We start from the raw sequence: 16,368 nt of genomic DNA on the forward strand, positions 1-16,368 counted from the left end.
ATGGGAGCAGAGTCTTTAGTGATTGATGTTGATAACAGCGCAGGCTTCAAGGGCTTCTTTGATAAATTCCCTAGCCTTATTTTACAGGCGACCGAGAATTTGGCGAGGTCTTGCTGCATAGCCGGAAAACTTGATCCACAACGCCTCGATCAAGAGCAGGTTGCCAGTTACGAACTGGCATGGGTTTACGCCGAGTACCGGGCCGCCAGCGTCGCATGGGAAAGTTATAACGGTACGGCTACCGAGTTGCAGCAGGGGCTTTGCGGAATCTACATAGCCAGTGCTGCGCAGTCCATAAGAACCCGGCTCGAACCCTTGTTGCCGGTATTAGGGATCGAGCCAGAAGATTTTGACCGGCTTTTCGGCGCGGGGGAATTGCGCTCGACGATGCAAGCGCTGCTTGCGCCGGCTTACCTGGCGGAGGTAGGTCAAGAGGTCATTCAGCTGCAGGGCGAGGTTGGCCAGGTCACACTCGACGATGATAAGGAGATGATGCAGACGGCTTTTCGCAAGCTCGCTGTTGATATTGTCGAGCCCCTCGCTGAAAGCATTCATCGCCAAGACCTGACTGTGCCGGAAGCGATTCTGAAGCCGTTGGGAGAGATGGGCGTATTTGGTATCTCGGTTCCCCAGCAGTACGGCGGCACAGCCCCCGATGCCGATGCGGACAATGCCTCAATGATCGTCGTCACCGAGGCTTTATCGGAGGCCTCGCTGGCGGCTGCGGGCAGCCTGATTACACGCCCCGAGATCGTGACTAGAGCGCTGCTCAGCGGTGGCACTGAAGCGCAAAGAGTTCGCTGGTTACCCCAAGTGGCGTCTGGAGAAAAACTCTGCGGCATTGCCATCACTGAGCCTGATTATGGTTCTGATGTCGCAGGACTTTCACTCAAGGCCTCACCGGTCGCTGGGGGCTGGTTGCTCAATGGCGCCAAAACCTGGTGCACTTTTGCGGGCAAAGCACAGTTGCTCTTTGTCATTGCGCGCACCGATACCGACAGGTCATTGGGACACAAGGGCCTGAGCGCCTTGTTGGTGGAGAAGCCAAGCACCGATAAGCATGAGTTTTGTTTTGATCAGGAGTCGGGGGGTCGTTTAACGGGAAGGTCTATTCCCACAATAGGTTACCGGGGTATGCACTCCTATGACCTTGTTTTTGAAGACTACTGGGTGCCTGAAGCGAACCTTATAGGCGGAGCTGAGGGGCAGGGAAGGGGATTCTATCTCGCGATGGCCGGCCTGACGGGCGGGCGAATCCAAACCGCAGCTAGGGCGTCAGGTGTGATGCGTGCCGCTCTCAAAGCCGCGGTCCGCTATTCCCAGAACCGCAAGGTCTTTGGTGCTCATCTGGGTGACTACCAGCTTACCCGGGCAAAGCTCGCCAAAATGGCCGCTCAGGTCGCTGTTAGCCGTTGCTTTACCTACCGTGTGGGTGAGCTATTGGACTGCGGCGAGGGGCAGATGGAGGCGAGCCTGGTTAAGTTGTTTGCCTGTCGGTCTGCAGAGTGGATTACGCGGGAGGCGCTGCAAATACACGGTGGCATGGGTTACGCCGAGGAGACCGCGGTAAGCCGTTACTTTGTCGATGCCCGGGTGCTGTCCATTTTTGAGGGTGCCGAAGAGACACTGGCCCTCAAGGTCATCGCCCGGCAGCTGCTGCAAGATGCGCTGAACAAGGGCGAGAGACATTCCTGATGGGTATTCTGGCGGGTCTGCGGGTGGTTGAGGTCTCTGCCTTTGTGGCGGCGCCCTCTGCGGGCTTGGCACTGGCGCAGATGGGGGCTGAAGTAATTCGCATCGATGATATCCGGGGCGGGCTTGACTACCGACGCTGGCCTGTCACCGAGGACAATACCAGCCTCTTCTGGCAGGGTCTTAACAAGAGTAAGCGCTCCGTAGCCATTGATATTCGTCGGCCCGAAGGCCGGGAGCTTGCCAGATCAATCATTTGTGCCAGTGGGGAGGATGCGGGGATCCTGCTGACTAATTTTCCACCCAAGGGCTGGCTGGATTATGACAGCTTGCGCGAGGCTAGGCAGGATTTGATCCAGCTGACCGTCATGGGCAATCACCACGGTGACTCGGCCGTCGACTACACCGTCAATCCCGCCCTAGGTGTTCCGATGTTCACCGGGCCAGAGGACCATGTGGGCCCTGTAAACAGTGTACTACCTGCTTGGGACTGTATTACCGGACAAATGGCCGTCTCGGGATTATTGGCTGCCGAGCGTCATCGCAGCCGCACCGGAGAGGGGCAGCACATTAAGTTGGCGCTGGAAGATGTGGCCATGGCCACCATGGGTACGCTGGGCTTTATCGCCGAGGCGGAACTGGGTTTTGACCGTGAGAGGTCCGGCAATTACCTATACGGTGCATTCGGGAGAGATTTTGTCTCAGCCGACGGCGTTCAATTCATGCTCGTTGGCCTCACGCCCAAGCAGTGGCGAGGACTTTGTTCGGCCACAGAATTGGAGACGAAAATGGAGCAGCTAGCCCACGCAAGAGGCTTGGATTTCAGTCGTGAGGGCGATCGATACGAGGCGCGCAAGGAGATTGCAGCGCTGATTCAACCCTGGGCAGCATCCAGAAAAATTGGCGAGATCGATGCCGCCTTTTCGGCACAAAATGTTTGCTGGGGTCGTTACCAAAGTACCCAGGAAATGGTGCTAAATGATCCCGCATGTTCTGCAGAGAACCCCCTGTTTGTTCACAGGGAACAAGCGGGCATAGGGGAAATGCTCATGCCGGGTAGCCCCCTTGAATTTACTGGCCTAGATCGAAAGGACGTGACGGGAGCGCCAGGCCTTGGTGAGCATACCGATCAGGTTCTATCTGAATTATTACAGTTGTCTTCCGGGGAAATCGGACGGCTTCACGATCAGAAGTTGGTAAGCAGCGGCTGAGATCAATTTCTTAATCAGACGTTCAAGTTAAACATGGGAGAGGGTTTTGCGATGTCATTTGAGGGAAAGGTAGCGATTGTTACGGGTGGTGGCCAAGGCATAGGAGAAACCTATGCCAAGCGCTTTGCCGCTCAGGGCGCATCAGTGGTTATTGCTGAGCTTAATGAAGAGGCCGGTCAAAGGATTGCCGACGAAATCTGTCAGGCAGGAAACTCGGCGGTTTTTGTGAAAACCGATGTGTCTTCCGAAAGCGACGCAGCGGCGGCTGCCAGCCTAGCAAGGGAGCAGTTTGGAGGCATCGACATTCTGGTGAACAACGCAGCAATTTTTCATGGCATGCGTTATGAAACCCTGCTTGATGTGGATCTCGACTACTACTACCAGATTATGAAAGTGAACATGCACAGTCCGTTGGTCATGACACGGGCGGTGGCGAGTTCCATGGCGGAGAGGGGCGGCGGTAGCGTGATCAATCAATCGTCTACGGCAGCCTGGAAGGCACAGGGGGGTTACTATGGTATTGCCAAACTGGGGGTGCAGGGGCTGACAATGTGCCTGGCCAGTGAACTCGGTGATCGTAATATTCGGGTCAACGCTATCGCACCTGGCCCCACGGATACTGAGGCTACCCGGCAGGTGCCAGCGGAGATTCTCGACCACGTAGTGAATGGATTGGCACTGAAACGGCTGGGTGATACTGCAGATATCGTCAATATGGCCCTGTTTCTGGCGTCCGATGAAGCGGCCTGGATTACCGGTCAAACTTTCAGGGTTGATGGTGGCGACACCATGCTGCCCGCCTGAACCACAGGTCAAGAAAGATGAAAATTCGTCAAACCTATATCTGCGAACCTGTACGGACACCCGTAGGAAAGTTCGGCGGCGCCTACAAGCCCTTAGAGGCACAATTCCTGGGTGCCACGGTAGTGAAGGGTCTCCTGGAGAGAACCGGGCTTCCCGGGGAGGCTGTGGAGGATGTGCTCTTCGCCCAGTGTTATTCCAGTATGGATGCACCTGCACTGGGTCGCGTGGTGGCGCTGGATGCCGGCCTGCCGACAACGGTAGGAGGATTGCAACTCGATCGACGCTGCGGCTCTGGTTTACAGTCGCTGATTTATGCCTATCTTCAGGTAGCAAGCGGTGGCTCTGATGTCGTGATAGCCGGTGGCGCTGAATCCATGAGTAACGCGCCTTTCTTTACTCATCGTGCGCGCTGGGGCCTAAAAGAGCCGACACTTGAACTGCAGGATTCCTTAGCGCGTGGTCGCGTCACAGCGGGCGGCGTCAACTATCCCGTGGCCGGTGGCATGTTGGAAACAGCAGAAAATCTGCGCAGCGAGTATGGAATACCCCGTGAAGAGCAGGATATGTTTGCGGTGGAATCCCAGCGCCGAGCCATTGCCGCTCAAGAGCAGGGCTTGTTTGACGACGAAGTCATTCCTGTCACTGTCCCCGCTCGCAAGGGCGATATCGTCGTGACCCAAGACGAGACTCCCCGGGAAACTACCGTGGAAGCTCTGGCAGGCCTCAAGGCGATTAGGGCAGGTGCTGATCCCGACGCTACGGTCACCGCGGGCAATGCCAGTACCCAGAACGACGGTGCCTCGGCTTGTATTGTGGCAAGTGAAGACGCGGTAGCTCAGTATGGGCTAAAGCCCTTTGGTCGGCTGGTGTCTTGGTCCGTTGCGGGGGTTGAGCCTGCACGGATGGGCATTGGGCCCGTGCCCGCAGTACAAAAGGCGCTGCGAAATGCGGGGTTGAAGTTATCCGATATAGACCTGATCGAACTCAACGAGGCCTTTGCCGCGCAGGTGCTGGCGTGTACTCGCGCGCTGGGGTTTGAGCGGGCCGATTTCGCGCGTTTAAATGTCAACGGTTCGGGCATTTCGTTGGGCCACCCGGTAGGGGCAACGGGGGGGCGCATCCTCGCGACACTGCTGCGTGAAATGGGCCGTCGGGGGAGTCGATACGGTATCGAAACTATGTGTATCGGTGGCGGTCAAGGCCTTGCTGCGGTATTTGAGCGGGTTTAGTCCAGTTCCGGTGGCGGTGGCCATTCCGCTTTAGCTGCTGCCGTATAGAGGCCTTCGAAAACGAAAGTCATATAGGTTTTGCGGAAGCGTTTCGCTTGCTTTACCCGCTCCTTGACAGAATTCGCTCCTTTGAGAACGAGGAACAAACCTACCAGCGATGCGCTGGCGGTAATGATGGCGCTCATTTCCGGGTCTGTACCCTTGCGCAGATGTCCGTGCTTTGCGTGCCAGCGGAAGAGTTTGCGGTAGTGGGCAATAAGCGGATCCTTGCGAGCGCCATCCCTGAGCATTTGTTGAATACGGATTCTCAGTAAGCTCAGGTCTTCGGCGCTAAGATCGGAGGCATCTGTGAAGGACTCACGTCTAGCGAATGAGCGGTCCAGCGTGTAGATGAGTTCCTTGTCGAGTTTTTCCTCGACAGCGGCAATAAGATCTTCCTTCTTCTTAAAATGGTAGTAGGCGCCCGGACGCGTGACGCCTGCCCTGCGCGCCACCTCAGAGACGGAGACAGCCTGTTCCCCCACTTCTGCCATAAGCAACATGGCTGTCTTCATCAGTTGTTCCCGGGTCTCTACAGATTTGGCTTTTCTGCCATCGCGGATCGTGTCTTTCGTCGACACAGGTTTTTCAGCACCGTCTCCGTCGTGAGAGTAGCGGGGCAGTTTTGGCCAGTCTTTGAGTTTTTCTGGTAACAAAGCACCATCGAACATCAGCTGGTAATTGGCCTTGCCAAAAAGCTTGGCTTGTTTGTGTCGACGGCTCTTTTGCTTGAATTCAGATACCGCCAGAAAAGAAGAAACCAGAGTGGTACCCCTAACGATGGCAGCTATATCGGCTTCGACGCCAGGTTTCACCAGGCCTTCACGGGCTGCCCGGGTAAGGCCCCTTTCTCGGAAGCGTATGATGACGTCATCTGTGCCTTGTTCCAGCAGTCTCTGAATGCGCAGATAGATGGTGTCCTGATCCTCTGCGGCAAACTCTGCGGCCTGTGAATAAAGGTATTTGTCTTCTTTACTGCCGGCTACGGTTCTGACCAGTTGGTGATCAGTATCTTTGCGCACGGCCTCGAGCAGGGCATCGCGGGATTTGAAGTGATAGTAAGCCCCAGGGCGGGTAACTTCGGCGGCTTTGGCTACAGCAACGACAGACACCGAGTTAATGCCCTTTTCAACGATGAGTTTCGCGGCGGCTGCAATTAGCTTCTGGCGGGTCGCACGGCTTCGGGCTGACCAGCCGTTCTCTGGCTCTGCCGTGGATTCGATATTGGATGCCATAATCGTTTTCAGCTTATTAGTGGTTGGGAAGCCTAGATTCCCGGCTCATCCGCTTCGAAGATAATAACAGAACCCTTATCAGCCCTGCAAAAAATGTACTGAGTGTTGAATCTGTCTCTCTAGGAGCGACTGTATTCTTGCGATTAACTTTACACACATGTTAACCTAACGGTTGAATTCGCCGTATCAAATCCGATGAGATTCCCGACGGCGTTGGGTGGCGTAACGGCTTGTGTTAAGAGGAATAGGGCGCTAATGACCAATTCTGCCTGGAGAACCGAGCAGCGACACACCATACTCGAGCTGTGGAAAGAAGCCGTGGCAACATCGCCTGATACGGTGTTCCTGCACTTTCTTAATGACAATGAGAAGTATACTTACGCCGAGTTCGATGCGTTATCTAATCGGCTGGCCCAAGGCCTCTTGAGCAGCGGGATCGCTTCTGGGGATCGCATTGCCACGCTACTGGACAGCCATGCGGATTCAGTCGCCTTGTTGATTGCGGCCTCCAAGGTCAATGCTGTGTACGTGCCCGTCAACACGGCGAATAAAGGCGAGTTCCTGAGGAATCCTCTGGCCAATTCCGGGGCAAGGGTTCTAGTCAGCGAGGCCCAATACCTTGAGCGGGTGGCAGCGATCAGGGAGGGCTTGCCCGACCTGCAGACTATTTATATTCGGGGGGAATCCTCAGCGGGCGCAACGGCCGGTGAGTTATTTGCGCAATTATATTCAGACAACAGTGCCGACACTGATATCTGCCCAGATCCGGGAGACATCGCGGGCATTATTTACACGGGGGGCACAACCGGCCCCTCCAAGGGCTGTATTCTCAGTCAAAACTATATCGCCAACCAGGCACTCAGAACCCGGGAAATGTGCGACCCCCGGCCCGGCGAGGTTAACTGGACCTGCCTGCCCTTATTCCACTTGAACGCCATCGTCGTGACCCTGCTGTATTCGGTGGTAAGCGGTACTACCGCCGCTATTACCCCTCGGTTCTCCCTGTCCGGCTTTTGGGCGGATATAGAAAAGAGTGGTGCCTCGGTAGCGTCTGTGCTGGGTTCCATGATCCCTCTTATTGCCAATATGCCTGATAGCGAGGACATGTTGCGTTGCAAGGGGCAGCTGAGAATGGCCAGGGGAGCACCATTTCCCGGCGAGCTCCAAGAGATCTGGCGGGACAGATTCGGCGCTGAGATCGTGGGGGCACATGTTTACGGCCTGACCGAATCAAGCTTTATATCCATGCTTTCCTATAGCGAAGCTACAGATGCACCTCCGGGGTCATCCGGAAAGCTCAATCATCGTGATTTCGAGGTGATGATCGTAAACGACAGCTTCGAAGAGGTGCCGGCGGGGCGGACCGGAGAAATCGTCGTCCGGCCCAAACGCCCCAATGTGATGTTTGAAGGTTATTGGGGTAGGCCACAGGAAACCCTCAATGTTTTTGAGGGTCTGTGGCTTCACACCGGTGATATCGGCAAGTTTGATGAGCATGAGTTTTTATATTTCGTCGACAGGAAGAAGGATTATCTGCGCCGTCGGGGAGAGAACATCTCCAGTTATGAAATGGAGACAACCTTTGCCCTGCATCCCGCTGTTAATGAGGTGGCGGTACATGCGGTTCCGTCCGCGCTCACCGAAGACGACATCAAGGTGACCGTGGTCAAGGAGGCGGAATCGCCCCTGACCGAACATGAACTGGCAACCTGGGCGATAGACCATGTCCCGTATTACGCGATACCACGTTATATAGAGTTTAGGGCTCAGTTACCCAAAAACCCTGTGGGTAGAATTTTGAAAAACCAGCTGCGCGACGAGGGCTGCACAGACGTTACCTGGGATCTCGAGCAGTCAGATATAACCTACAAGAAGGGCTGATCGGGCGACGACCCGCAGTTGGAATAGTCATGGAATATCGGAATATTTTTGTAGGCGGTCAATGGCGTGAGCCTGCATCAGAGAAGCGTATCTCAGTAGAGTGTCCTGCCAATCGGGAAATCATGGGTTCTTGTCCTGAGGCGACCGAACAGGATGTTGACGCGGCAGTAAATGCCGCCAAGTCGGCCCTCGCTGGGGAAAAATGGTCGAGCACCTCTGGTGAGGATAGGGCATCCCATATCGATTCGTTGTCTGCGGCTATCAAGTCGCGAACCGATGATCTGGCTGTCTGTGCCGCCCGGGAGATCGCTGCTCCCTACAGCTTCTGCAAAGGCCAGGTCGCTATGGCCAGAATGACGCTTAAATTTTACGGACAACTTGCCAGAAATTATAAATTTGAAGAGCGCAGGACCGGCTACTTTGGACAGGTGCTGGTGCGTAAGGAGCCGGTCGGTGTGGTCGCAGCGATTGTGCCGTTTAACGGTCCGCTGTTTGCTGCGATGCTCAAGATCGGTCCCGCATTGGCTTCCGGTTCAACGGTGGTGCTTAAGGTGCCAGTGGAGGCGCCGCTGTTTTCATATGTGCTCGCTGAGTGTATTCAGGAGGCGGCGATACCGGCCGGTGTCATCAATATTCTGACAGCAGATCGCGATGCCAGTGAATATCTGGTGGCGCACCCCGATGTCAATATGGCGAGCATTACCGGCAGTGTTGTCGCCGGCCGACGGGTGGCGGAGATTTGTGGCTCCCAGATCAAACGAGCGGCCCTGGAGCTCGGCGGTAAGTCTGCGGCGATTGTCTGTGCCGATGCAGAGCTCGCCACAGTTGTCCCCGAACTGGCCAAAGCCTCTGTGATTAACAGCGGACAGGCTTGTGCCGCCCAGACTCGTATTCTTATTCCTAGAAAGCGTTATGAAGAAACGGTCTCGGCCCTGGGTGATGCTTACAGAGCAATGAAAGTGGGAGATCCTTTCGACCCTGAAACCGCACTCGGACCCATGATCCATGAGCGGCACTTTGAACGCGTGAAGGCCTGTATTAGCGCTGGCTTAGAGGAGGGGGCTAGGCTTGTCACCGGGGGTGGAACACCTGAGTACCTTAAGTCGGGTTACTTTATCGAACCGACACTGCTGGCGGATGTGACCAGCGATATGCAGATTGCGCGTGAAGAAATCTTTGGCCCGGTAGTTTGTGCGATCGCCTACGATGACATAGAGGACGCCATTCGAATTGCCAATGACTCGGAGATGGGGCTCTCTGGTTCGGTCTGGACGTCAGATGTAGAAGCCGGAATTGAGATAGGCCGGAAAATACAAGCCGGAAATTTCACCATCAACGGTTTTTCGATGGATGTGGCGGCACCTTTTGGCGGTTATAAGTCTTCCGGACTGGGTCGCGAACTGGGAGAGGAAGGGCTGCATGACTACCTCGAATTTAAGTCCATAAACCTACCCGCAGGCTAAGGCTATGGATTTCAGTGATACCCCTGAAGAGGCGACTTTCCGCGCGGAGGTAAGGGCATGGCTCGACGCCAACGGCGCTGCTCTGCAGTCAACCGTTCCTGATGAGCTGTATATCGAGGCCGATATAGAACGCTGTCGTCAGTGGCAGCGTAAAAAGGCAGACGCGGGTTATGCACATATTGTGTGGCCCCGGGAATATGGGGGCATGGGTGGCACCTGGATGCAGGCGGCTATCTTTGACCAAGAAGAACGGCGCCTGCCGCGGCCTTTTAATTACTTTTCTGTTGGTATTGGGCAATGCCTGCCACCCATTATGACTTACGGCTCTGAGGAGCAGAAACAACTGATTCCACGCACCCTGCAGGGGGATTTGATTTGGTGTCAGCTGTTTTCCGAGCCCAGTGCTGGGGTGGATCTGGCGGCGGTGAGAACCCGAGCCGTTCGCGAAGGGAACAGCTGGAAAATAAGCGGCCAAAAAGTGTGGACCTCCGGCGCGCACGTCTCCGACTACGGCATCTTGCTCGCGAGGACTGATCCCGAACTACCAAAACACAAAGGCTTGACCTTCTTTGTGGTGGACATGCGCCAACCGGGTGTGGAAGTTAAGCCCATCAAACAAATATCTGGCCACAGCGAATTTAATGAAGTCTTTCTAGATGGTGTGGTGCTGCCAGATTCTTGTCGTCTCGGTGAGGTCAATCAGGGGTGGCAGGTGGCCATGCATGCGCTGTCCGCAGAACGCTTTAAGCGCCTTAACACGCGCATGCCGTCCATGTTGTCGGTCCTCGATCTGGCCCAGCACTGCGACATTGAGGGTAAATCTGCGATAGAGCGCGATGATGTCAGACAGTATCTCGCGGGAGCGCTGGCTAACCAGTGCGCTTTGGAAAATTTTATGTCGCGCATTTTGACGGTGCTTTCCGAAGGGGGCGAGTTGGGTGGCGAGGCTTCCATACTGAAACTGATGTCCTGTCAGCTGAATCAGGACCTCAGTGCCTACGCCATGGACCTGTTTGGCGAGGAGGGAACAATTCTCGATGAACACGCCCATGCGCTACAGGACGAGCTCTACGATGCCTATCTGTGGACGCCAGGTCTGCGAATTGCCGGTGGGGCAGACGAAATACTCATGAATATTATCGCGGAGCGAACCCTAGGCCTGCCGGGGTCACCGCGTCTGGACAAGGGCAAGGCATTCAAGGACCTGTGATGACAACAGTTGGACAATACAGTATATGAGCGAGTTGAGTTTTGGTCAGATCATGCGCCGCAACTGCGAGATCGATGATCAGGCCGGGGTCATGGAGTTTCAGGGCCAGTGGTATGACTGGGCCTTTCTGGCCGAGACTATTGACGGTCTGGCAGATATCTTTCGAGAATTCCAAGTCCCTGCCGGCGCTGAAATTGCCGTTGTGTGCCGCAATCGCCCGCATCAGGTTGCCGCATTTTGTGCCGTGATCAGCAGTGATCGCTGTGTTGCGCCAGTCAATCCTTTTGCCTCCGCTGAAAAAATTGTCGCTGATTTACAGGACCTTAAGGCGGCGGTCGTCATCGCCAGTTCGGCGGACTGGGAGTCGCCCGTATTACAGGCCTTCGCGAGGGAGAATAAAGTACTGGGGCTTAGCCTAGATGAGTCGCGCAATACCGAGCACCTTTCGGTGTTGCCGACCCGTCAAGCCGCTGACCCGTTGATATTGGCGCCCCAGAATCCGGGGGTGGCGGTACTGATACAAAGCAGTGGGACCACTGGAAAACCCAAACGGATTCCGATGTACGCGGCCAAGCTCAGTGCGGCATACGGCAATATTCCTGCTGGTATGACTGCAGACGGCGGCGCAAAAATAAAAACCAAACCGGCGCTTATCACCCAGCCCCTGGTTCATATCGGCGGCTTGTTCTGGGTCGTGCATTCGTTGCTGGATGTGCGTCCTATTAGCCTGTTAGACAAGTTCAATGTGGCGCAGTGGGCACAGGCGGTGGAGCAGTATCAGATCCGAGTATGCTCATTGGTGCCCGCCATGATCAACATGGTGCTGGAATCTGATTTGCCGGCTGAAAAAATTTCAAGTCTGATCTGCGTGCGTTCCGGTACTGCGCCGCTGTCGGTGAATGCGCAACAGACCTTCGAGCAGCGATTTGGGATTCCCATATTGCCGACCTACGGCGCCACCGAGTTCTCTGGCGCTGTTTGCGGTTGGACTCTGGAAGCCAAGAAAGCATTTGGTGATGTCAAAGCGGGCAGTGTAGGCCGTGCCTACGACGGCGTTGGTTTGCGCATTGCCGACCCAGAGAGCGGCGAGATACTACCCATGGGTGAGACAGGGATATTGCAAGTCAGGTCTCAACAAATGGCAAATGAACATGACTGGGTGTCTACCACAGACCTCGCCAGCATCGATGCCGATGGCTTTGTCTGGCTCAGTGGTCGTGCCGACGCAGCCATTAATCGCGGGGGCTTTAAAATTATTCCCAATGAGGTTGCGGCCATCCTTGAGGCGCATGCGCAAGTAAAGGAGGCCACTGTTGTCGCGATGGATGACGCGCGCCTGGGCCAGGTGCCCGTGGCGGCGGTGGAGCTTTGCGAGGGTGCAAGCGGGGTCTCCGAGGCGTCGCTGAAAACCTGGGCAAAAGAGAACATGACCAGCTACTTTGTGCCCGTGCGCTTTGCCATAGTAGATGCCTTGCCGCGCACATCTTCCATGAAAGTGAGTCTGATGGATGTAAGGCGCCTGTTTGACAGTTAACGCAGGCTAAATTTCCAGCGAGTAACCCCCATGAGAGGCACTATGTTCGAAACGATAAGCTACGAGACCCAAGACGATCATGTGGCCACGGTGACCATAAATCGACCGGACGCTATGAACAGTTTCAACAGCCAGATGGTTGAAGAAATGGCCGCGGTCTGGGCGCTGATTAAGGCCGATGACCAGGTGCACGCGGTGGTGATCAGGGCGGCTGATGGCAGGGCATTTTCCACGGGCAAGGACGTCAAGGAAGCGGATTCCGTCTGGCGGGAGGGAGTTGTGTGGTCCCAGTGGGATCCGGGCAAGAAGCTGGGGCCCAAGCAGAACGACATGTGGAAGCCCATTATATGTGCAGTACATGGCTTGTGCTGTGGGGGTGCGTACTACTGGCTCAACGAATCCGATATTGTGATCTGCTCAGAAGATGCAGAGTTCTTTGATCCTCATGTGAGTTTCGGCATGGTCAGTGCCTGTGAGCCTATTGGCCTGACACGTCGGATTGCCTACGGCGAAGTCATGCGCATGAACCTGCTGGGCAATGATGAGCGAATGTCATCGGCTACAGCCCTGCGAATTGGCCTGGTCAGCGAGGTGATGGAATCCCGGGAAGCGCTGTGGGCGCGGGCAGGGGAGCTGGCGGCCAAGGTCGCCAGTAAGCCAACCTTGGCGACCCAGGGCACCGTGAAGGCCGTCTGGCAGTCCTTGGATTCTGGGCTCTCAACGGCGCTCGACAGGGCCATGCTCTACATTCAGGTCAATAACCTGATGGACGGTCAGGTTGACCACACAACGGCGAAAAAGTCGCCCCATGAAGTGCGCTGATGCGTGCTAAGCATATAGACATGCCACGATGAAATTCGATTTTAACGAAGACCAGCAGTTTATCCGCAACGACGCCCGTCGCTTCTTGGCCGACCGCTGCCCAATGGACGAAGTGCGCCAACATCTTACCAGCGACCCCGCTGTTATCAGCCCGTTATGGCAGGAAATTTGTGAGTTGGGTTGGCCCGGAGCTGCGACACCTGAAGCCTATGGTGGGCTTGGCATGGGTTACCTGGAGCTGTGTGTACTGGCGGAAGAGTTGGGCAGAGTGGTGGCACCGGTGCCCTTTTCCTCGAGTATTTATCTTGCGGCTGAGGCGATTTTGCAGTTTGGGTCTGAAGCGCAGAAGCAACAGTATCTTCCCCGGTTAGCGTCCGGTGACATCATCGGCACCCTGGCATGGAGCGACTCCCGTCAACAAGAAGTTGTACTTGAGGGCGATGTGATTACTGGCACAAAACGCCCGGTAGCGGGTGGCACATTGGCAGACATTGCCGTCGTCAGTGCACTGACACCACAAGGCAAACAGGTTTTGGTGTTGGTGGAATTCGCAGAATCAACGGTAGCTAGTGGTAAGCAGGTGCAAAGGGAGGCCCTAAAGTCTGCAGACCCCTCCGTGCGTAACGCTCAACTCACTTTCGACCGATGCCCCGCACAGATACTGGGTAATAGCGATCGCAGATCGTTGCCCGCGCTGCTCGATCGGGCGGCCGTGCTACTGGCCTTTGAGCAGATTGGGGGTGCGGATCGCTGCCTTGAATCGACCGTTGATTACGTCAAGGAGCGCCAGACCTTTGGCAGGGCGGTGGGTTCCTATCAGGCGGTAAAACATAAGCTCGCCAGAATGTATGCCCAAAATGAGCTGGCGCGTTCCAATGCGTATTACGGGGCTTGGGCTCTAGCGTCCGACAGTGGCGAACTGCCCATTGCGGCTTCGGCAGCACGCATCAGTGCCACCGAGTGCTTTGAGTATTCTGCACGAGAAGGTCTGCACCTCCATGGCGGTATGGGCTACACCTGGGAGGTCGACTGCCACCTATATCTCAAGCGTTCCCGAGACCTAGCTTTGCGCTTGGGCAGCTTGCGGCAATGGAAAGAAAAATTGATCAGTGCAACCCTGGCCGCAACACGTGCCCCTGCGACGACTCCCACTTGGCTGGCCAACTCGTGACGCAGCCTCCGCATCAGCGACACTCAAACATTGGGCGATTCTATGAAACCTGAAGACTTCGAGAAAATTAGCTATCAGGTATCTAAGGGGGTGGCGCTGGTTACCCTCAATAACCCGGATCGGCGCAATGCTTGGGGTGGTCGAATGTCTGTGGAATATCGCTGGTCGCTGTACAACGCGCATTTAGATGACGGCGTTAGGGTGGTAGTGGTTACTGGCAGTGGTGCAGATTTCTGCGTAGGGGCTGATTCAAAGGAGCTTAATTCGATCGAAAGGGCCGGTGGCCAATACCAAAAAAGTCAGCTCGATCTGCCCCCTTACCCGGAAAATACACCCGAGCAATTCCGACGCAATCACGCCTACCCGCTGTGTATCTCCAAGCCGGTAATAGCCGCCGTTAACGGTAGCTGCGCGGGCGTTGGTTTTATTGTCGCGAGCTATGCCGACCTCCGTTTTGGTGCTGATAACAACATTATCAAAAGTGCGTTTGCGCGCTTGGGCTTGCCCGCAGAATATGGTCTAGGTTGGATCCTGCCGAAGATTATGGGCAGCAGCAATGCGCTGCAAATACTCCTCGATGGTGACCGGATTGATGGCGCTGAGGCATGTCGTCTGGGCTGGCTGCAGAAAATCTTCCCACCCGAAGAGCTGCTAGAAAAAACAGTCGATTACGCCACCCGGCTGGCTATGGAAAGCTCTCGATTCTCCATGGCTTGCATCAAGCGGCAGGTCAATTTTGACGCAGAAGGAGATTTTTCTGCGGCTTACACCCGCTCGGTTGAGGACATGAATGCGGCAATTAAGTTGCCCGATTTTAAGGAGGGGTTGCGAGCGCTAAAAGAAAAACGGGCGACCAATTTCTTAGATCTATAGGTTTTTTAACACGCTGACTCAAGGAGAATGCCGATGAACGCTGAACTACTGGCGGATAAATTAGAATTAGCCGAAATGGGCGCGCGCTACTGCGATGCCTGTGACCGCAAGGACTGGGATGCAGCTCTGGCCTTGTTTGCGAAAGACGCTCACCTCGATGCCACGGCAGTCTATGGCAAGGCCTTTGATGGTCATGCGCAAATTCGAGCGTTCTTCGAGTCGGCGCCAGACTGTCTCGGGCATCATGCAACGGGCTTTTATTCCGATGTGGTGGACGATACGCGGGCGACTGCTCGACTTAAGATGTTGACCCTGTTCAAGCGCAACACCTTCACCGTTGACTATGACTGGAAGCTGAGCAAGGTGAACGGCGAGTGGAAGATTGCTACACAGAGTTTCAATATCTTAGGCAAGCAGGACATTAGCCCCGCTTGATCGTCGGGGATGGGCCTGAGTATTCGAGACCAGCATGGCCCCACAAAAATACTAGACACATGTGTATAAAATAATTAATCTTTTGGATCTAGGCGTTGTCCTTCGGCTGCGGCACCCCCGGTGTTAAACAACTTTGCCGGAGCTCGACGGATAAGTCCGCTTCGAGTTTTTGGCCGGACTTTTTCGGAACGGGAATACTCGCTTCCTGTAATCAATACCGATTTCGGCCCGAATTTGGCGACTTTAGGAGCAAGATAATATGAGTGAAAAATCTTCAGCAGGACCACGGGGGATTTTGCCGATTGCCATTGAGCAGGGCATTCTTGAGGGGAAAGGCCTGACTCAGGGGGATATGAGCGAATTTGAAGACTCGGATAATATTACACAGGGCGAAGATGGCTCTGCCGGTTTCAGTATGCACACCTTTCATACCGGTAAGATCATGGTAGCGGTCTATGAGGCTGAGCCGGGTAAGGTCCACATCGACGGTGCTGTTTATGACGAGTTTGTGCAGATCCTCGAGGGGCGGCTAATCCTGACCCCCGACAGCGGCGGGGAATTCGAATTTAAGACAGGTGAGTCTTTGGTTGTGCCGAAAGGGTACAAGGGCGGATGGCACATGCCTGAAAAGTATCGAGAGTTAATCGTTATTGACACTGCGTATCTCGAAGAAGGCAGTGACAATTCTTAACGATGATTCCCTCATCACGCCCTCCAGCTATAACTCACTGCTCGCGGTATGCGACGCAATTGTGTGGTGGGATTGGAC

Annotated in this window: 14 protein-coding genes; 13 read left to right on the plus strand and 1 reads right to left on the minus strand. The window is 55.1% G+C overall.

The genetic code is table 11. The annotated features are described in order from the left end of the window. The 4 genes from ACMAY6_RS04770 to ACMAY6_RS04785 are packed head-to-tail and all read left to right on the plus strand — an operon-like array spanning position 1 to position 4,936. Positions 1 to 1,695 (plus strand): acyl-CoA dehydrogenase family protein, encoded by a 1,695-nt coding sequence (locus ACMAY6_RS04770; protein WP_435215952.1) that lies wholly within the window; start codon positions 1 to 3, stop codon positions 1,693 to 1,695. Then, positions 1,695 to 2,903 (plus strand): CoA transferase, encoded by a 1,209-nt coding sequence (locus ACMAY6_RS04775; RefSeq protein ID WP_435214899.1) that lies wholly within the window; start codon positions 1,695 to 1,697, stop codon positions 2,901 to 2,903. Before ACMAY6_RS04770 ends, ACMAY6_RS04775 begins: the two co-directional genes overlap by 1 nt. 51 nt (positions 2,904 to 2,954) lie before the next feature. Next, complete coding sequence (locus tag ACMAY6_RS04780) at positions 2,955 to 3,707, plus strand: SDR family oxidoreductase (RefSeq protein ID WP_435214901.1); 753 nt, start codon at positions 2,955 to 2,957, stop codon at positions 3,705 to 3,707. 17 nt (positions 3,708 to 3,724) lie between these two features. Next, the gene (locus tag ACMAY6_RS04785; RefSeq protein ID WP_435214902.1) at positions 3,725 to 4,936 is read left to right on the plus strand and encodes an acetyl-CoA C-acetyltransferase; all 1,212 of its coding nucleotides are present in this window, start codon (positions 3,725 to 3,727) and stop codon (positions 4,934 to 4,936) included. Here ACMAY6_RS04785 and ACMAY6_RS04790 read toward each other — a convergent pair. Further along, positions 4,933 to 6,210 carry a TetR/AcrR family transcriptional regulator gene (locus tag ACMAY6_RS04790; protein WP_435214904.1) on the minus strand — a complete coding sequence of 426 codons (1,278 nt, stop codon included), beginning with the start codon at positions 6,208 to 6,210 and terminating at the stop codon, positions 4,933 to 4,935. The genes ACMAY6_RS04785 and ACMAY6_RS04790 overlap by 4 nt on opposite strands. A gap of 255 nt (positions 6,211 to 6,465) precedes the next feature. On the opposite strand from ACMAY6_RS04790, the gene ACMAY6_RS04795 reads away from it, so the two are divergent. The 9 genes from ACMAY6_RS04795 (at position 6,466) to ACMAY6_RS04835 (ending at position 16,290) form a co-directional block, all read left to right on the plus strand. Then, the gene (locus ACMAY6_RS04795) at positions 6,466 to 8,091 is read left to right on the plus strand and encodes an AMP-binding protein (protein ID WP_435214906.1); all 1,626 of its coding nucleotides are present in this window, start codon (positions 6,466 to 6,468) and stop codon (positions 8,089 to 8,091) included. Between the two features lie 29 nt (positions 8,092 to 8,120). Next, positions 8,121 to 9,554, plus strand: a complete 1,434-nt coding sequence (locus tag ACMAY6_RS04800) for an aldehyde dehydrogenase (RefSeq protein WP_435214908.1) — start codon at positions 8,121 to 8,123, stop codon at positions 9,552 to 9,554. Positions 9,555 to 9,558: 4 nt separating this feature from the next. Continuing rightward, entirely contained in the window at positions 9,559 to 10,764 is a 1,206-nt protein-coding gene (locus tag ACMAY6_RS04805) for an acyl-CoA dehydrogenase family protein (protein ID WP_435214910.1), read from the plus strand. 25 nt (positions 10,765 to 10,789) lie between these two features. Beyond that, positions 10,790 to 12,298 (plus strand): class I adenylate-forming enzyme family protein, encoded by a 1,509-nt coding sequence (locus tag ACMAY6_RS04810; RefSeq protein ID WP_435214912.1) that lies wholly within the window; start codon positions 10,790 to 10,792, stop codon positions 12,296 to 12,298. A 42-nt stretch (positions 12,299 to 12,340) separates the two neighbouring features. Continuing rightward, positions 12,341 to 13,120: an enoyl-CoA hydratase/isomerase family protein gene (locus ACMAY6_RS04815; RefSeq protein ID WP_435214914.1), complete on the plus strand. Its 780-nt coding sequence runs from the start codon at positions 12,341 to 12,343 to the stop codon at positions 13,118 to 13,120. A gap of 28 nt (positions 13,121 to 13,148) precedes the next feature. Beyond that, positions 13,149 to 14,291: an acyl-CoA dehydrogenase family protein gene (locus tag ACMAY6_RS04820; protein WP_435214915.1), complete on the plus strand. Its 1,143-nt coding sequence runs from the start codon at positions 13,149 to 13,151 to the stop codon at positions 14,289 to 14,291. 42 nt (positions 14,292 to 14,333) lie between these two features. Beyond that, a complete protein-coding gene (locus ACMAY6_RS04825; protein WP_435214917.1) occupies positions 14,334 to 15,164 on the plus strand; it encodes an enoyl-CoA hydratase-related protein in 831 nt (276 codons plus the stop codon). Positions 15,165 to 15,197: 33 nt separating this feature from the next. After that, positions 15,198 to 15,599, plus strand: a complete 402-nt coding sequence (locus tag ACMAY6_RS04830; protein WP_435214918.1) for a nuclear transport factor 2 family protein — start codon at positions 15,198 to 15,200, stop codon at positions 15,597 to 15,599. Between the two features lie 259 nt (positions 15,600 to 15,858). Next, entirely contained in the window at positions 15,859 to 16,290 is a 432-nt protein-coding gene (locus ACMAY6_RS04835) for a cupin domain-containing protein (RefSeq protein WP_435214919.1), read from the plus strand. Positions 16,291 to 16,368 lie beyond the last annotated feature (78 nt).

The sequence above is a fragment of the Luminiphilus sp. nBUS_16 genome, assembly GCF_051201645.1.
Lineage (GTDB): Bacteria > Pseudomonadota > Gammaproteobacteria > Pseudomonadales > Halieaceae > Luminiphilus.